Consider the following 16,142-nt stretch of genomic DNA (forward strand, 5'->3'; position numbering starts at 1 on the left):
CATGCCGGGGCCGCATATCTCCCATCGCAAACCAAGCCACACGGGAGAATTCGGAGATGACCGATCTTGCTGCCATTCCGCTGACGCGCATCGACGGTGCCGGCGACAGCCTTGCCAACCACGAAGGCAAGGTCCTGCTCGTGGTCAATGTCGCTTCCAAGTGCGGCCTGACCCCGCAGTACGAGGGGCTGGAAAAGCTCTACAACGCATACAAGGACAAGGGTTTCGAAGTCCTCGGCTTCCCGGCCAACGATTTCGGTGCGCAGGAGCCGGGCAGCCATGAGGAGATCATGGAATTCTGCTCGCTCAACTACGGCGTCTCCTTCCCGCTTTTCGCCAAGGCCGACGTCACCGGCGAGGGCAAGCAGCCGCTTTATGCCGCGCTGATCGAGGCGCAGCCTGAAAAGGTTGGTCCCGCCGAGGAATTCCGCGAAAAGCTTAAGGGTTTCGGCATGACGCCGACGCAGGATCCGGAAGTGCTGTGGAACTTCGAAAAGTTCCTGATCGCCCGCGACGGGAGCGTCGCCGGCCGCTTTGCTCCGGGCGTTGAGCCTGGCGCGCCCGAGCTTGTCGGCGCCATCGAATCCGAACTCGCGAAGTAGCTTGCCAAGTGCTCATGCCCCGGCCTAGCGGTCGGGGCATGAGCTATGTCCTGATCACCGCCAACCGCAATTATTCCAGCTGGTCGCTGCGGCCTTGGGCGCTGATGAAAGCCCTCGGCATCGCTTTCGAGGACCGCGTCGAGCCGTTCACCAAGCCGGTGAACTTCGAGGAATTCCGCAGCTTCTCCCCCACAGGACAGGTGCCGGCGCTGATCGATGGTGAGCGCATCGTCTGGGATTCGCTGGGGATCGCGCTCTACCTTGCCGACTGTCACCCCGGCGTGTGGCCGCAGGACGAGGCTGCGCGCGCCTTCGCACAGAGCATCGTTGCCGAAATGCACGGCGGCTTCGCGGCCCTGCGCAACGACTGCACGATGAACGTGGGCGTGCGCGTTCGCCTGCGCCCGATGTCGCAAGCGCTCAGCCGGGACGTGGCCCGCCTGCGCGAGATGTTCGAGGAAGGGCTGGCGCGTTTCGGCGGCCCGTGGCTCGCCGGACCCGAATTCACTGCGGCCGATGCTTTCTATGCGCCGGTAGCCTTCCGCATCCGTACCTATGGTCTGGATGTGGGCGGCGGGCAGGAATGGGTCGATCGTGTGCTCGACCATCCGGCCATGCGGCAATGGGAAGCCGAAGCGCTGACCGAGACCTGGCGCGAGGAAGCGCACGAAGCGGAACTCGCCGAATGCGGCGAGATCGTCGCGGACTACCGCAAGAGCTGAATCGGCCGCAGGGGCCGCTCAGGCCTCTCCGGTTTCGACCGGACGGGAGGGATGGCTGATCCACTCGCTCCACGATCCGGGATAGAGCCGCGCGCCGGGCAAGCCTGCGATTTCCAAGGCGAGCGCATTGTGGCAGGCGGTCACGCCCGATCCGCAGCTGAGCACGGCAGGTTTGCCCTCGAGCAGCGCCGAGAAGGTTGCGGCCAGTTCCTCGGCCGAGCGGAAGCGCCCGTCGCCGTCGAGGTTGTCGCGAAAGAAGCGGTTGCGTGCCCCCGGAATGTGCCCGGCGACCGGATCGAGCGGGTTGGGATTGCCCCGAAAGCGCGAAGGATCGCGGGCATCGAGCACTTGCGCCGCGCCGCCGTCGATGCCCGCAAGCACGTCCTGCGCGCTGACGATCCCGCCCACCAGCGGTTGGCCCGGAGTGAAATCGCCTTCGACGCCCGCCCCGGGCACTTCGCTGGTGAGGCGATGTCCGGCGACAACCCAGGCCGGCTTGCCACCGTCGAGCACCGCGACCGCGCGGTGTCCCATCCAGCGCAGCAGCCACCAGGCCCGCGCCGCCCACGCTCCGCCGTTCGAATCGTAGGCGACGACCTGCTGGCCCTTGCGCAGGCCGAGGCTGCGCAGCCAGGCGGCAAAGGTATCTCGGTCGGGCAAGGGGTGGCGGCCGTTCGATCCGTCGGGTACGCTGGCTAGGTCGTTGTCCAGGTGGGCATATCGGGCACCCGGCAGGTGCCCCTGCGCATAGACCGTGCGGCCCTTTTCCGGCGAGGCCAGGTCGAACTCGCAGTCGAGAAGAAGGACCGACGTGCCGCATTCCAGCAGGGCCTGCAGCTCCGCGACCGAAATCAGTGTTTCGAAGGGCGTCTTGTCGTTCATGGTGCCTCGCACGTCCGGTTCCCTGCCTGCACCGCAGTAGGGACCGGCAGGCGCAATGTCGACGCATGTCGGTAGATCGGGCCAATCAGCCCGGCAGGTGCTCGATCCGCTCGATGGCGCGGGTGCGGGTAGGCGAGGGGTCATGAACCCCTCGCCCCCGGACCGGATCAGGCCAGCGCGGCCTTGAGGTCGTCCACCAGGTCGGTGCGTTCCCAGGGGAACAGGTCGCCGCTGGGCTGACGGCCGAAGTGGCCGTAGGCCGCCGTGCAGGCGTAGATCGGCTTGTTGAGGCCAAGCCCGACGCGGATCCCGCGCGGGGTGAGGCCGCCCAGGCGCTCCTTGGCGACCTTGGTGATCGCGGCTTCCAGCGCTTCCTCGCTGACCGTGCCGGTATCATGCAGGTTCACGTAGAGCGAAAGCGGCTCGGAAATGCCGATCGCGTAGGACACCTGGATCGTGCAGCGCTTGGCAAGGCCCGCCGCGACGACGTTCTTGGCAAGGTAGCGGGTGACGTAGGCTGCAGAACGGTCGACCTTGGTCGGGTCCTTGCCCGAGAATGCACCGCCGCCGTGCGGGGCTGCGCCGCCGTAAGTGTCGACGATGATCTTGCGGCCGGTGAGGCCGGCATCGCCGTCGGGGCCGCCGATCTCGAACTTGCCGGTCGGGTTGATGTGGAACACCGTCTCGCCGGTCACGAAGCCTTCGGGCAGGATCTCGGTGACGACGCGCTTCACGTAGTCCTTGAGCTGCGCTTCCTTCTCGCCCTCGTGGTAGCCCGGCTTGTGCTGGGTCGAGACGACCACGGCAGTTGCGGCGACCGGCACGCCGTTATGGAAGCGCAGGGTGACCTGGCTCTTGGCGTCGGGTTCGAGGAAAGCCGCTTCGCCCGACTTGCGGTCGGTCGCGAGGCGCTGGAGGATCTTGTGGCTGTAGTCGAGCGTCGCCGGCATCAGGTCCGGCGTTTCGTCACAGGCGAAGCCGAACATGATGCCCTGGTCGCCCGCGCCTTCGTCCTTGTTGCCGGCCGAATCGACGCCCTGCGCGATGTCGGCGCTCTGCGGGTGCAGGTGGTTTTCGAAGGTCAGGTCCTTCCAGTGGAAGCCGTCCTGAGCGTAGCCGATGCGGTGCACGGTTTCGCGAACGACGCGCTGGATTTCCTCCTGCGCGCCTTCTTCCCAGTGACCGTTCCGGTCGATCATGCCCTTGCCGCGCACTTCTCCCGCCAGCACGACGCGCTGGGTGGTAGTGAGGGTCTCGCACGCGACGCGCGCTTCGGGGTCGCGCGAGAGGAAGAGATCGACGATGGCATCGGAAATCTGGTCCGAAACCTTGTCGGGATGGCCTTCCGAGACGCTCTCGGAGGTGAAGACGTAGTCACTGCGCATGTTGGGCACCGGGATATAAAGATTGCTTTATGTCTGTTGCCGTTTACCTCCCGCGGCGGCCGAGTGCAACCACGGAAAGCGCCAGAAGGGCAAGGAATGCGCTGAAGGCGAGCGGGAGGGCATTGCCGTAGCGGGCGAAAAGCGTGGGTTCATGCGGCGGCGGGATGCGGCCGTCGAGGCGTCCGGCGCGGCGCCAGGGGACGAACTTGCGCACGATCCCGTCGGCATCGACGACGGCGCTGATGCCGGTGGTGGTCGAACGCAGGACCGGCAGCCCTTCCTCGATCGCCCGCAGACGGGCCTGTGCCAAGTGCTGCGGCGGGCCCCAGGTGCCGAACCATCCGTCGTTCGAGGGATTGAAGATGTAGTCCGGGCGATTGCGGGGATCGACGACCTGGCCGCTGAAGATGATTTCGTAGCAGATCTGGATGCCGGCCTCGCCATAGCTGCCGAGATCGTACGTGCGTGGCCCCGGGCCGGGCCAGAAGTCCAGCGATCCGGCCACCAGACGGCGGGCGCCCAGCGGTTCCAGCAGCCAGCGCATGGCGAGATATTCGCCGTAGGGCACGAGGTGCGCCTTGGAATAGCTGGCAAGGATGTGCCCTTCGCCATCGAAGGCGGTGACGGTGTTGCGCGCGCCCACGCTCTCGCCGTCCCTCATCACCAGATCGACCGCGCCGGTCAGCAGCACGCTGTACGGGCCGATCATGCGGCCGATGCGCTGGCGGGCCAGCAGCGGATCCCCGGCATAAGTGTACATGCGGTAGAGGTAATCCGGGTACCCGTCGCGCAAGTAGTCGCCCAGCCCCGATTCCGGCCAGAACACCACGCGCTTCTCGCCCGGTCGGCGCTGCAGAGACAGCATGGCGAGCTTGATGAAATTCGCTTCGTATTCGCGCGGATCGTCGATGACTTCCTGCCGCAGGTCGGGCTGGACGAGTGTGTAGCGGATCTCGCCTTCTTCGCGCTTGGCCCAGCGGTCGGGCCCGGTCATCACCAGTACGAGCGGTGCGGCGAGCGCGAGGAGGGCAAGCGCGCAGGCCCAGCGGCCATGGCCGCTGCGAGCAGAGCCCAGACGGGCAAGGTAGCCGGGCAGGCAGGCCAGCAGGACCAGTACGCCGGACAGGCCGTAGGTCCCGATCCAGGGGGCCAGCAATGCCAGCCCGCGCGTGTCGAACTGGCCGAGCAGCGCGACCCCCAGCGGATTCCACGAGAACCCGGTGAAGACCCATGCGCGCAGCCACTCGGTCACGATCCAGGCGGCCGGGAGCGCGAAAAGGACGATCAGGAAGGCTGCGGGGCCTGCCGCTGAGGTGACCTTTTCCAAGCCATTTCCCTTGACCTTGCGCCCAGCCTTGAGCGCCAGCCATGCGCACAGCGCGGCAAGGGCGGGATAGATCGCGAGGTAGAGCGAGAGCAGGAACACGGCGATGCCGCCCAGCCATGCGGGCATTTCCGCCTGGTAGGTGAAGGCGGTCGCGATCCAGTTGTTGCCGAGGGTGAAGTGGCCAATGCCGAAGCACCAGCCAAGCAGGAAGGCGCTGCGTCCGCTGCCGGCCCGCACGACGAGCTCGGCGAGAATGGCGACCCCCGCAAGGGTCAGCGGCCAGAGCGAGAGAGGCTGGAAACCGCAGGCGGCCACTGCGCCCGCGAGGATCGCAAGCAGGCCCGCGGCAAGGCGCGGGAAGCGGTCGAGGATCGACAGGGGATTGCGGGAGGCCGGAGCGTGCCGAGGGAAATTCATCGGCGCCGGTATGTAAGCCAGCCCGGCCGCGACGCAAGCGAAGTTGCGCGCGGCCGGATTGGTTGTCGTATCAGTCTACGGTTTCCAGCGCGCTGCCGCTGCTGCCGTCTTCGTTCGAAGCGCTGGTCTTGCGGGTCCGGCGGCGCTTGGGCTTTTCCTCGCCCTCCGCGCTCGCTTCGGGCTTGGCCTTGGCGCGGGTACGGCGCTTGGGCTTTTCTTCCGCCTTGGCCGCGATCGGCGGCGGCAGGGTTGCCGGATCGAAACCGTCGGAGGCATTCTGCGCGTCCTCGGCCTGGCCCTGCTGTGCTTCGGCGCCTTCGCTGGCTTCGGATTCTTCGTTGCCGTCGCCCGCGTCATTGCCGCGGCGCGACTTGCGCTGCTTCAGTCCGCCACGGGCGCCGCGATTGTCGCGCACGAAGGGATTCTGCGGCGGTTCGTAGATCGAGCCGTCGTTGCCTTCGGCCTCTTCCTTTGCTTCGACCGGCTCGGCAGGAGCCTCGTTGCCGCGCTGGTAGCGCTGGCCGCGATCCTGCTGGTGATAGCGCGGGGCTTCGCCCTCGTTCTCGTCCTCGGAACCGGCGTCGTCGCCGTAATCCTGCGAACGATCGTCGCGGCGCGGCTGGCGCGATTCTTCCTGTCGCTGCTTCTGGTCGGCAATGACACGGAAGTAGTGGTCAGCAAACTGGAGGTAGTATTCCTCCTGGACACGGTCCCCATTGAGGTGCGCGTCATGGGCCAGCTTCCGATACTTCTCCAGCAGCTGCGGTGCATTGCCCCGCGCCCTGCTGTCGATCCGGTTCATCTGCTGTCCGCCCTGCTGACGGTTATTGCCGCGGCCACGCCTGCGGTTATTACCACGATTGTTATTCAAGGATTACGTTCCTCAAAACCCCTGGCTGCCGTCCAGAATGCCTGGCGGTTCAGCCGCACGTCGCAAGTTCACGGTTCGCTGTGATTGCCGTGATTTCCAAATCTGCTCAGTCGAGGCGCCGTAAGCTGCACCGATTGCAAATTGTGGAGGTGAACCGTGCATGGGAAGTTTCATCCATGTCCGGGTTCGTTATTAGGCTTAGGCACTCCAGCGCCGGATTCCAAGCGAAATCTTGAGTTATTCACCAAAATCCCAGGACTCGTGGCCGATCAGCCAGGTCGCGATGGAGCCGTACCGAAAGCCCGGCGGCGCGGCCAATTGCGCTGACGGCATCGGCCTGGGCATGGCCGATCTCGACCAGCGCCATCCCGGAGGGTGCGAGCAGGTCACGCAGCTGGGGAATGAGCACGCGGTAGTCGTCGAGCCCTTCAGGCCCGGAAAACAGCGCGCCGGCCGGTTCGAATGCGCGGACGGAAAGGTCGAGCGGGGCATCGTCCTCGACATAGGGCGGATTGGCCAGGATCAGGTCGAAAGGCCCGCCCAGTGCCTCGGCCCAGCCCGGGACATGCCAGTCGGCCAGGGCCAGTGCGGCGCGTCCGGCAAGGCCCAGTGCCTCGGCATTGGCCCGGGCCACGGCAAGGGCCGAAGAGGAACAGTCGATGCCGACGCCGCGCGCGCCGGGAAGCTGCGAGAGCACGGCCAGCAGCAGTGCGCCCGATCCGGTGCCGCAATCGAGGATCCTGCGTGCCTGCGGCCGCTCGGCGATCGCGGTCTCGACGAGGACCTCGCTATCGCCGCGCGGGATCAGGACGTCGCTGGATACCGCGAAGGGCAGGCCGAAGAATTCCTGCTGCCCGGTGATGTAGGCGACCGGTTCCTGCGCCATGCGACGCGCAACCATCGCTTCGTAGCTTTCAGGCACCGGCGCACCCATGTGGCGCAGCAGCACTTCGGACCGGGTGGCGCCAAGGGCGTGGGCCATCAGCACTTCGGCGTCGAGCCGGGCCGTGTCGCTGCTCGCGCCCAGTTTCAGGGCAGCCTCGCGGATCGCCGCGGCGACGGTGTCTTCAGGCATCCATGGCGGCAAGGCGCTTGGCCTCGTCCTCGGCGATCAGCGCGTCGACGAGTTCGCCCAGGCCCGGGCCTTCGAGGATCTCGGGCAGCCGGTGCAGGGTCAGGTTGATGCGGTGGTCGGTCACGCGGCCCTGCGGGAAGTTGTAGGTGCGGATGCGTTCGGAGCGGTCGCCCGATCCGACCATCGCCTTGCGCGCTTCGGCCTCGGCGCCCTGCGCTTCGTCACGCATCTTTTCATAGAGCCGCGCACGCAGGACCTGCATCGCCTTGGCCTTGTTCTTGTGCTGGCTGCGCTCGTCCTGGCAGATCACCACGAGACCGGAGGGCAGGTGCGTGATGCGCACCGCGGAATCGGTGGTGTTGACGTGCTGACCGCCCGCGCCGCTTGCACGGTAGATGTCGATCTTGAGGTCCTTGTCCTCGATCTGGACGTCGACCTCGCTGGGTTCGGGCAGGACTGCAACGGTCGCGGCCGAAGTGTGGATGCGCCCGCCGCTCTCGGTCACCGGCACGCGCTGGACCCGGTGGACGCCGCTTTCGAACTTGAGCTTCGCGAAGACGCCGGTGCCCGAGACGTTGGCGACCACTTCCTTGAAGCCGCCGATGTCGCTGGCATTGGCGGAGATCATCTCGACCTTCCAGCCCTGTTCGGCCGCGAAGCGCTCGTACATGCGATAGAGGTCGGCAGCGAACAGCGCGGCCTCGTCGCCGCCGGTGCCGGCGCGGATTTCCAGCATGGCCGGGCGGCTGTCGGCAGCATCGCGCGGCAACATGGCAATGGCGAGCTTGCGCTCGGCCTCGGGCAGTTCGGACTTGATCCGCGCGATTTCCTCGTCCGCCAGCGCCCGCATCTCCGGGTCCGGATCGTCGAGCTTCTGCAGGCTTGCCAGTTCCTCGCGCATCGAGACGACTTCGGCGGAGACGCGCGCTACCGGTTCGAGTTCGGCGTAGTCGCGGCTGGCGGCCACGAAGGCCTCCCCCTCCAGCGTGCCGGAAGCCAGCCGGGCTTCGAGCTCGGCGAAACGGTGCGCGATCTGGGCGAGGCGCTCGTCAGAGACGGACATCGTGCCGTACCTCCCATGCCGCGCGCCGGTCGGTCATCCCCCTGCTCACGGCCGGATCGACTGGATGACCTGCTCGACCGCGAGGTATTCCGCCGTCGGATCGGCCGCGCGCAAGTTGGCGACGGGCACGCCGTCACGCATCACGAACGAGACGAGGACTTTCGCGCCGAGCTTGACCGCCTTGTCGAAGCGCTTGCGGGGCGATCCGGTGGCGATCATCTCGGCGTCGATGCCCTGGTGGCGCAGCGCGGTGATGGCCTTCTGGGCATAGGGCAGGGCGGTATCGTCCTCGACCGCGAGGATCACCGTAAGGGGGGATTCCCCAAGCGCGCCGGCATCGGCGACCAGCATCGAGAGGCGCTCGATGCCCGCTGCCCAGCCGACTGCCGGGGTCGCCGGTCCGCCCAGCGCCTCGAGCAGGCCGTCGTAGCGACCGCCGCCGAGCACGGTGCCCTGGGCGCCGAGCCGGTCTGTCACAAATTCGAACGCAGTGTGGCGATAGTAGTCGAGACCGCGCACAAGGGCCGGCGCGCGCACATAGTCCACCGAGGCCGCGTCGAGCCCTTGTGTCACCTGCCCGAAAAAGTCCTGCGCCTCGGTCGAGAGGAAATCGTCGATCTTCGGTGCATCGGCGGTGAAGGGCTTGTCGCGCGGATCCTTGGAATCGAGGATGCGCAGCGGGTTGCGTTCAAGACGGTCCTGCGAATCCTCGCTGAGCGAGTCCTTGTGGTCGCGGAAGTACTCGATCAGCGCGGCGCGCCAGGCTTCGCGGCTGGCGGCATCGCCCAGGGTGTTGAGCTGAAGCGTCACGCCTTCGGCAATGCCCAGTTCCTTGAGCAACTGGTCGGCCATCACGAGAAGCTCGACATCGACCATCGGCTCGGCTGCGCCGATCACTTCGGCGTCGATCTGGTGGAACTGGCGGTAGCGGCCCTTCTGCGGGCGCTCGTAGCGGAACAGCGGGCCGTGGGTCGCGACCTTGAGCGGGGCGAACTGCTTCCAGCCGTTGGTGAGGTAGGCGCGGGCGATCCCTGCGGTGAATTCGGGGCGCAGGGTCAGCGATTCGCCGCCGCGATCCTCGAAGGAGTACATTTCCTTGGAAACGACGTCGGTCGTCTCGCCCAGCGAACGCGAGAAAACGGCGGTCTTCTCGAAGACCGGCATTTCGACGCGGCGGAAGCGGTAGAGCTTGCGTACGCGTTCGAAGGTTTCGACGACATGCGCGAAAGCCTCGGCGTCGCTGCCGAAAATGTCCTGGGTTCCCCTGATCGCTTTGGGAATGGCCTGTGGTGTGCTGCTCATGACGCGCGCGCTTAGCGGGAATGGCGCTGCGGGGGAAGACCGCTGCTGGACGCGATGGCGCCGGGATGACACCGATTGGCCCCGTCGTGGTAACCGATCCGGTCCAAATCGGGAAGGTTGCAGGGTCCATGCACGCTTGCGGTTGCGCTCGCGCGGCCGGGTTGCCAATACCCGGGCCCATGAAAAATATTCCTGCGGTTGCGACGCTTCTCTCCGCCCTTTGCCTTTCCACCTCGGTCCCGGCCATCAGCGCCGAGCCGCCGCGTATCGAGATGGCCAGCCCTACGGTGCCCGATGCGGTCGACAGTCCCTGGCCGGGCGGAACGATCCAGCTCGACATCGATGCGAGCGACGTGACTCGCGCGACCTACAAGGTGACCGAAACGATTCCGGTTGCGCCCGGGACCGAGCGGCTGACGCTGCTCTTTCCGCAGTGGCTGCCCGGCAACCACGGGCCGCGCGGGCCGCTGGCGGAACTGGTCGACTTGCGCTTCACCGTCGACGGCAAGCCGGTGAAATGGGAGCGTGACCCGATCGAGGTCTATGCTTTCCACGTCGAGCTGCCCGCGAATGCGCGCAAGGTCGTGGCCCGCTTCATCCATACCTCGCCGCTGCAGCCCTCCGAGGGCCGCGTGACGGTGACGCCCGACATGCTCAACCTGCAATGGGAGAAGATGAGCCTCTATCCGGCCGGGCACTACGTCAGCCGGATCAAGGTTCGCCCCAGCGTGACCTTCCCCAAGGGCTGGACCCCGGCAACCGCGCTCGACGGCGAGACTTACGCCGGCGATCGCTACGCCTGGGCCGAGACCAATTACGAGGAACTCGTCGATTCCCCGATCTTTGCCGGCGCCAATTATCGCCGCTTCGATCTGGGCAACAATGTCTCGCTCGATGCCGTGGCGGATTCGCCCGAACTGCTGGAACTCGCCCCGGAGAACCTCGCCAAGCTGCGCGCGCTTTCCGATCAGGCGCTCTACCTGTTCGGCAAGCCGGCCTTCGATCACTACGAATTCCTTGTCGCGCTTTCCGGCAAGATCGGCGGGATCGGCCTTGAGCACCTGCGCTCGAGCGAGAACCAGCTCGAGCCGCGTGCCTTCATCGACTGGAAAGGCATGGACTGGGACCGCAATGTCCTGCCGCACGAGTTCACGCACAGCTGGAACGGCAAGTATCGCCGCCCCGCCAAGCTGTGGACGCCGGACTACCGCACGCCGATGCAGGACAACCTGCTCTGGGTCTACGAAGGCCAGACCCAGTTCTGGGGCCAGGTGCTTGCCGTGCGTTCGGGTGTGCAGGAAAAGGACACCGTGCTGGGTGCGATCGCGCGCGCTGCTGCTGCGCTTGCCGCCAATCCCGGGCGCGGCTGGCGTTCGGTGGAAGATACCACTTTCGATCCGGTCTTCGCCGCCCGCAAGCCCAAGCCCTATGCCTCGATGGCCCGCACCGAGGATTACTACTGGGAAGGCGCGATGGTCTGGCTTGAGGCCGACCAGGTGATTCGCGAGGGCACCAACGGGCGCAAGGGCCTGGACGACTTCGCCAAGGCGTTCTTCTCCTACCGCGATGGCACGGCCCCGACGCTGCGCTACAGCTTCGACGACGTGGTGGCGACGCTCAACGAGATCTATCCGTACGACTGGGCGCGCTTCCTCAAGGACCGCATCTACCAGCCGGGCCGCGGCGCACCTTACGCGGGGATCGAGAAAGCGGGCTACCAGATCGTCTTCAAGGACGAGCCCAACCCCTACGACAAGGCGCTCGTCGACAAGTACGGCAGCCTCTACCTTTCGCACTCGCTGGGCATGACGGTCGACAAGGACGGCGACGTCAGCGGCGTTGTCTGGGACAGTCCGGCCTTCAACGCAGGGATCGTGTCCGGCGCGAAGATCATCGCGGTCGACGGCACGGTCTATTCCGCCGATGCGATGACCAAGGCAATCACCGCGGCCAAGTCGCGCAAGGAGCCCTTGCAGATCGTTGTGCGGCGCGGCGACAAGGTCATGACCGTTCCCGTCGATTATCATGACGGCATGCGCTGGCCATGGCTGGTATCGACGATACCCGGCAGGGAAAACGGCCTGGACCGCCTTCTTGCGGCCCGTCGCAACTAAATCAGTCTACGACCATTAGCCTGTTGCGACGCAGCAGGGGCGAGGCTAAGCCGCGCACCGCAATAGTACCGCGGTCAGCGGACTCACGTCTGCACAAGTAAGGAATAGTATGCGCATCGACATGATTCCCGTCGGCGACAATCCGCCGGAAAGCCTCAACGTCATCATCGAAGTTCCGACTGGCGGCGAACCCGTCAAGTACGAATTCGACAAGGCCTCCGGCGCCCTGTTCGTCGATCGCATTCTGCATACGCCGATGCGTTACCCGGCCAACTACGGTTTCGTGCCGCACACCCTGTCGCCCGATGGCGACCCGCTCGATGCGCTGGTCGTCGCGCGCTCGCCCTTCATTCCGGGCTGCGTCGTGCGCGCCCGTCCGATCGCCGTGCTCAATCTCGAGGACGAACATGGCGGCGACGAGAAGCTGGTCTGCGTGCCGGTGGACTCGACTTTCCCGTACTACTCGGACGTGAAGGAAAAGACCGACCTTCCCGAGATCGTGTTCAGCCAGATTGAGCACTTCTTTACCCACTACAAGGACCTCGAGAAGGAAAAGTGGGTACGCGTCGGGACCTGGGGCGATGCCAACGAAGCGCGGAAAATCGTCGTTGAGGCGATTGAGCGCTATAAGGAATCCACGCGCTAAGCGGCTCTTCTGAGTCGCGCGGACAGCACGAGTTCCACTCCCCCATGTGGAACGGGGGCCGACGGTGCAAATCGTCGGCCCTTTGTCATTCTGGAATCGTGGTTTTTTGCTTTTGAGCTGCCGCGGTAGCTTCCCGGCGTGGCCTTTCCGCCCCCGTTCAGGCGGGCGGGCGCAGGCCAGAAATCGTCCCAAATGCCGATGGCCGAGTCGCAGCAGGATGCCGGGCTCGCGGGCCGGGCGATGGCGATTGCGCCCCGAATTTTCATGAAAATGCCGGCCTCGGGGCGGGTTCTGTCGGATTACCTCGGTCGGGACTGCAAATAGCGTCCGAAGCGGGGCAAATCGTGCTAGAAGAGGTTTCCCAAGCGCGCCGATCAGCGCGTCTGCATTGCTTACGGGAGATGAAGCAATGGCATACTGGAAACTCAAGGGACGCGAACTCGCCAACTGCAATTGCGAGTATGGCTGCAACTGCCAGTTCGGCGGCCTGCCGGACAAGGGCAACTGCCAGGCCGTCTTCGCCATGGCGATAGATCAGGGCATCCACGGCGACACCGACCTTTCCGGGCTCAACATCGCGGCGGTCTTCTCCTGGCCCGGCCCCATCCACGAAGGCCACGGCGAATGCGCTGCCTTCGTCGACGAACGGGCCACAGATGCGCAGCGCAATGCCCTCCTGACGATCATGACCGGGGGCGACACCGATCCCTTCGCTACCGTCTTCGCCGTCTTTGCCTCGACGATCGAGACGATGCACCCGCCGGGATTCGTGCCGATCGAGTTCGATGTCGACGTCGACGGGCGCACGGGGCGGCTGCGCATCGAAGGGCATGTCGAAATGGACGGCGAGCCGATCCGCAGTCCGGTCAACGGCGCCGAAGTGCGCGCCCGCATCAATCTGCCAGATGGCTTCGAATATGAGATCGCCGAAATCGGCTCGGGTTCCAGCAGGTCCTTTGCCCCGATGAAGCTGGAGCATTCGCACAGCTACGGCCAGTTCGCGAACCTGCATCTCGATAGCCACGGGGTCGTGCGCGCCTGATGGCGACCGCCCTTGAGGCCATGCTGGCACGGCATCGCGCCGTCACCGTCGCCATGCTTTTCCTTCTGACGGTCCTTGCGTGGATATGGCTGGCGACCGGGGCGGGTTCGGGCATGGTCCCGGGCCTGTCGTTCCCTGCGATGATGCCGGCCAGCAGCCCGTCGCCGGAGATGATGCGGGGCATCGACAATGCCATGGGCGACCGCACGGGCGCATCGATGGGGGCGATGCCGGGGATGGCCGCAGCCGCTGCGCCCTGGGCCCTGCCGCGCTTCCTGCTCACCTTTGCGATGTGGTGGGTGATGATGGTGGCCATGATGCTGCCGTCCGCGGCCCCCACCATCCTGCTCCATGCCCGCGCCGGAAACGCCTCGGCAACCGGTTCGCCGCCAGCGACCGGCACCTTTCTCGCCGGCTACCTGCTTGTCTGGGGTCTGTTCTCGCTCGCCGCAACGGTCCTGCAGATGGCGCTTGAACGGGCCGGGATCATGGCCGGGATGGACATGGTCTCGGTCAGCCGACCGTTTTCGGCCGCCGTGCTCGTCCTTGCCGGGCTCTACCAGCTATCGCCGTTGAAGGAGGCATGCCTGCGCCATTGCCGCAATCCCGCCCGGTTCCTGGCCCGGCACTATCGCCCCGGGCAGACGGGCGCATTGCGCATGGGGCTGCTGCACGGGGCCTGGTGCGCCGGATGCTGCTGGCTGCTGATGGCGCTGCTGTTCGTCGGCGGGGTTATGAACCTCGTCTGGATCGCGTTCCTGACGCTTGTCGTGGCTGCCGAAAAGCTGCTCCCCGGCGGCCGCGGAATCGCGATCGCCGGAGGGCTGGCCTGCATCGCCTGGGGCGCGTGGATCGTCCTCGCGTGACCTGAGGCGTAATCTCGACCTTGGGTCAGGCGCTGGGCTGGATGCCCATGCACAGGTACTTCACTTCCATGAAGTCATCGAGGCCGTAGTGCGAACCCTCGCGGCCCAGTCCCGATTGCTTGACCCCTCCGAAGGGGGCGACTTCAGTGGAGATCAGGCCGGTGTTGATCCCGACCATGCCCGCCTCCAGCGCTTCGGCGACGCGCCACACGCGGCTGAGGTCGCGTGCATAGAAATAGCTGGCGAGGCCGAATTCGGTGTCGTTGGCCATGGCGATGGCGTCCGCCTCGTCCTTGAAGCGGATGACGCCTGCGAGCGGGCCGAAAGTCTCTTCGCGCGCGATCTTCATGTCGGGCTTCACGCCTGCGACCACGGTCGGGTTGAAGAAGCTGCCGCCCAGCGCATTGCGCTGTCCGCCCGCGAGAACGGTAGCGCCGCCGGCCTTGGCATCCTCGAGATGCTCCTCGACCTTCTCGACCGCCTTCTCGTCGATCAGCGGGCCGATTTCCGTGCCGGAGTCCATGCCGTAGCCGACCTTCATCGCCGAAACCCGCTTGGCCAGCTTGTCGACGAACTCGTCATAGACGCCGTCCTGCACGTAGAAGCGGTTGGTGCACACGCAGGTCTGGCCGCCGTTGCGGAACTTGGAAATCATCGCGCCGTCGATCGCGGCATCGACATCGGCATCGTCGAAGACCAGGAACGGCGCATTGCCGCCCAGTTCCATCGAGCACTTCTTGATCGTCTCGGCGCTCTCGCGCAGCAGGTCGCGGCCGATCTCGGTCGATCCGGTGAAGGTGATCTTGGCGACCTTGGGATTGCCGGTCAGTTCCGAACCGATCTGGCCCGCGCTGCCGGTGACGACGTTGACGACGCCCGCCGGAATGCCCGCCATCTCGCACAGCGCGGCAATGGCAAGCGCCGAGTAGGGCGTGGCCGACGCCGGCTTGATGACGATGGTGCAGCCCGCCGCCAGCGCCGGGCCGAGCTTGCGGGTGATCATCGCATTGGGAAAGTTCCAGGGCGTGATCGCGCCCACGACGCCGACGCCCTGCTTAATCACGACGATGCGGCGATCCGCGGCATGGCTGGGGATGACGTCGCCATAGGCACGCTTGCCCTCTTCGCCGAACCATTCGATGAAGCTGGCGCCATAGGCGATTTCGCCCTTGCCTTCGGCGAAGGGCTTGCCCTGTTCGCGGCTGAGCAGTTCACCCAGGTCGTCCTGATGCTCCATCATCAGTTCGTAGAGCTTGCGCATGAGCTTGGCGCGCTCACCGGCGGTCTTGGCGCGCCAACCGGGCAGGGCGGCTTCCGCGGCATCGATGGCGCGCGCGGTCTCGTCCTTGCCCATCTTCGGCACGGTGCCCAGCACTTTGCCACTGCCGGGATCGGTCACTTCGAAGGTGGCCCCTGAATCTGCGTCGCACCACTTGCCGTCGATGTAGCACTGCTGCTTGAGGAAGTCGGTGTAGGCCATGATTTCAGGTTCCCTGTTTTCCGCCGGCCCCGACAGGCGGGGGCGCTTCTTTTCACGATCGATAGGGTGGCGCTTACCTCGTTGCAACCGCTCACTGCTGCCGGGTGGCGGTGCCCGCCGCGGCAACCTGTCTCTCACGCTCCGCGCGCGGCGTTCCGACCACGCGTGATCGCCGCAAAGGCGAGGGTCAAAGTATTGTCGAGCGTTTTGCGCAGAGCGCTTGATTATAGACTGCATCTATAAAGTACCCCGGAAACTTTCAATTTCCCCACCGGTTTCGCCCTTGGTACATAGATGCCGCAAATCAGAACGAACCGGTGAAGAGGGTTATGCTCCCAGCAGCGACAA

Annotated in this window: 14 protein-coding genes; 6 read left to right on the forward strand and 8 right to left on the reverse strand. The window is 65.7% G+C overall.

Annotation, left to right across the window (positions count from 1 at the left end):
• Positions 1–56 precede the first annotated feature (56 nt).
• Entirely contained in the window at positions 57–602 is a 546-nt protein-coding gene (locus JI59_RS12070; protein ID WP_007012456.1) for a glutathione peroxidase, read from the forward strand.
• Between the two features lie 38 nt (positions 603–640).
• Positions 641–1,324, forward strand: a complete 684-nt coding sequence (locus JI59_RS12075; RefSeq protein ID WP_007012455.1) for a glutathione S-transferase family protein — start codon at positions 641–643, stop codon at positions 1,322–1,324.
• Between the two features lie 18 nt (positions 1,325–1,342).
• On the opposite strand, the gene JI59_RS12080 is transcribed toward JI59_RS12075, so the two are convergent.
• From JI59_RS12080 to hisS, 7 genes are all read right to left on the reverse strand, one after another.
• Positions 1,343–2,206: a sulfurtransferase gene (locus tag JI59_RS12080; RefSeq protein WP_007012454.1), complete on the reverse strand. Its 864-nt coding sequence runs from the start codon at positions 2,204–2,206 to the stop codon at positions 1,343–1,345.
• 167 nt (positions 2,207–2,373) lie between these two features.
• Positions 2,374–3,591 carry a methionine adenosyltransferase gene (gene metK, locus JI59_RS12085; protein ID WP_013831828.1) on the reverse strand — a complete coding sequence of 406 codons (1,218 nt, stop codon included), beginning with the start codon at positions 3,589–3,591 and terminating at the stop codon, positions 2,374–2,376.
• Positions 3,592–3,634: 43 nt separating this feature from the next.
• Positions 3,635–5,335: an apolipoprotein N-acyltransferase gene (lnt, locus tag JI59_RS12090; RefSeq protein ID WP_007012452.1), complete on the reverse strand. Its 1,701-nt coding sequence runs from the start codon at positions 5,333–5,335 to the stop codon at positions 3,635–3,637.
• 70 nt (positions 5,336–5,405) lie between these two features.
• Positions 5,406–6,206 (reverse strand): DUF4167 domain-containing protein, encoded by an 801-nt coding sequence (locus tag JI59_RS12095; RefSeq protein ID WP_081473953.1) that lies wholly within the window; start codon positions 6,204–6,206, stop codon positions 5,406–5,408.
• A gap of 241 nt (positions 6,207–6,447) precedes the next feature.
• Entirely contained in the window at positions 6,448–7,281 is an 834-nt protein-coding gene (gene prmC / locus JI59_RS12100) for a peptide chain release factor N(5)-glutamine methyltransferase (RefSeq protein ID WP_007012449.1), read from the reverse strand.
• Complete coding sequence (gene prfA, locus JI59_RS12105) at positions 7,274–8,344, reverse strand: peptide chain release factor 1 (RefSeq protein WP_007012448.1); 1,071 nt, start codon at positions 8,342–8,344, stop codon at positions 7,274–7,276. The genes prmC and prfA overlap by 8 nt, the downstream gene beginning before the upstream one ends.
• A 45-nt stretch (positions 8,345–8,389) precedes the next feature.
• Complete coding sequence (gene hisS / locus JI59_RS12110; protein WP_007012447.1) at positions 8,390–9,646, reverse strand: histidine--tRNA ligase; 1,257 nt, start codon at positions 9,644–9,646, stop codon at positions 8,390–8,392.
• Positions 9,647–9,825: 179 nt separating this feature from the next.
• Here hisS and JI59_RS12115 point away from each other — a divergent pair, with 179 nt between their 5' ends.
• From JI59_RS12115 to JI59_RS12130, 4 genes are all read left to right on the forward strand, one after another.
• Positions 9,826–11,760 (forward strand): M61 family metallopeptidase, encoded by a 1,935-nt coding sequence (locus JI59_RS12115; protein WP_007012446.1) that lies wholly within the window; start codon positions 9,826–9,828, stop codon positions 11,758–11,760.
• A gap of 109 nt (positions 11,761–11,869) precedes the next feature.
• Positions 11,870–12,406 (forward strand): inorganic diphosphatase, encoded by a 537-nt coding sequence (gene ppa / locus JI59_RS12120; RefSeq protein ID WP_007012444.1) that lies wholly within the window; start codon positions 11,870–11,872, stop codon positions 12,404–12,406.
• Positions 12,407–12,815: 409 nt separating this feature from the next.
• On the forward strand, positions 12,816–13,448 hold the full coding sequence (locus tag JI59_RS12125; RefSeq protein ID WP_007012442.1) for a DUF1326 domain-containing protein: 633 nt from the start codon (positions 12,816–12,818) through the stop codon (positions 13,446–13,448).
• Complete coding sequence (locus JI59_RS12130) at positions 13,448–14,314, forward strand: DUF2182 domain-containing protein (protein ID WP_007012441.1); 867 nt, start codon at positions 13,448–13,450, stop codon at positions 14,312–14,314. The genes JI59_RS12125 and JI59_RS12130 overlap by 1 nt, the downstream gene beginning before the upstream one ends.
• Before the next feature lie 25 nt (positions 14,315–14,339).
• Here JI59_RS12130 and JI59_RS12135 read toward each other — a convergent pair whose 3' ends face one another.
• Positions 14,340–15,794 (reverse strand): NAD-dependent succinate-semialdehyde dehydrogenase, encoded by a 1,455-nt coding sequence (locus JI59_RS12135; protein WP_007012440.1) that lies wholly within the window; start codon positions 15,792–15,794, stop codon positions 14,340–14,342.
• Positions 15,795–16,142: the final 348 nt, after the last annotated feature.

This window comes from Novosphingobium pentaromativorans US6-1, from assembly GCF_000767465.1.
Taxonomy (GTDB): Bacteria; Pseudomonadota; Alphaproteobacteria; order Sphingomonadales; family Sphingomonadaceae; genus Novosphingobium; species Novosphingobium pentaromativorans.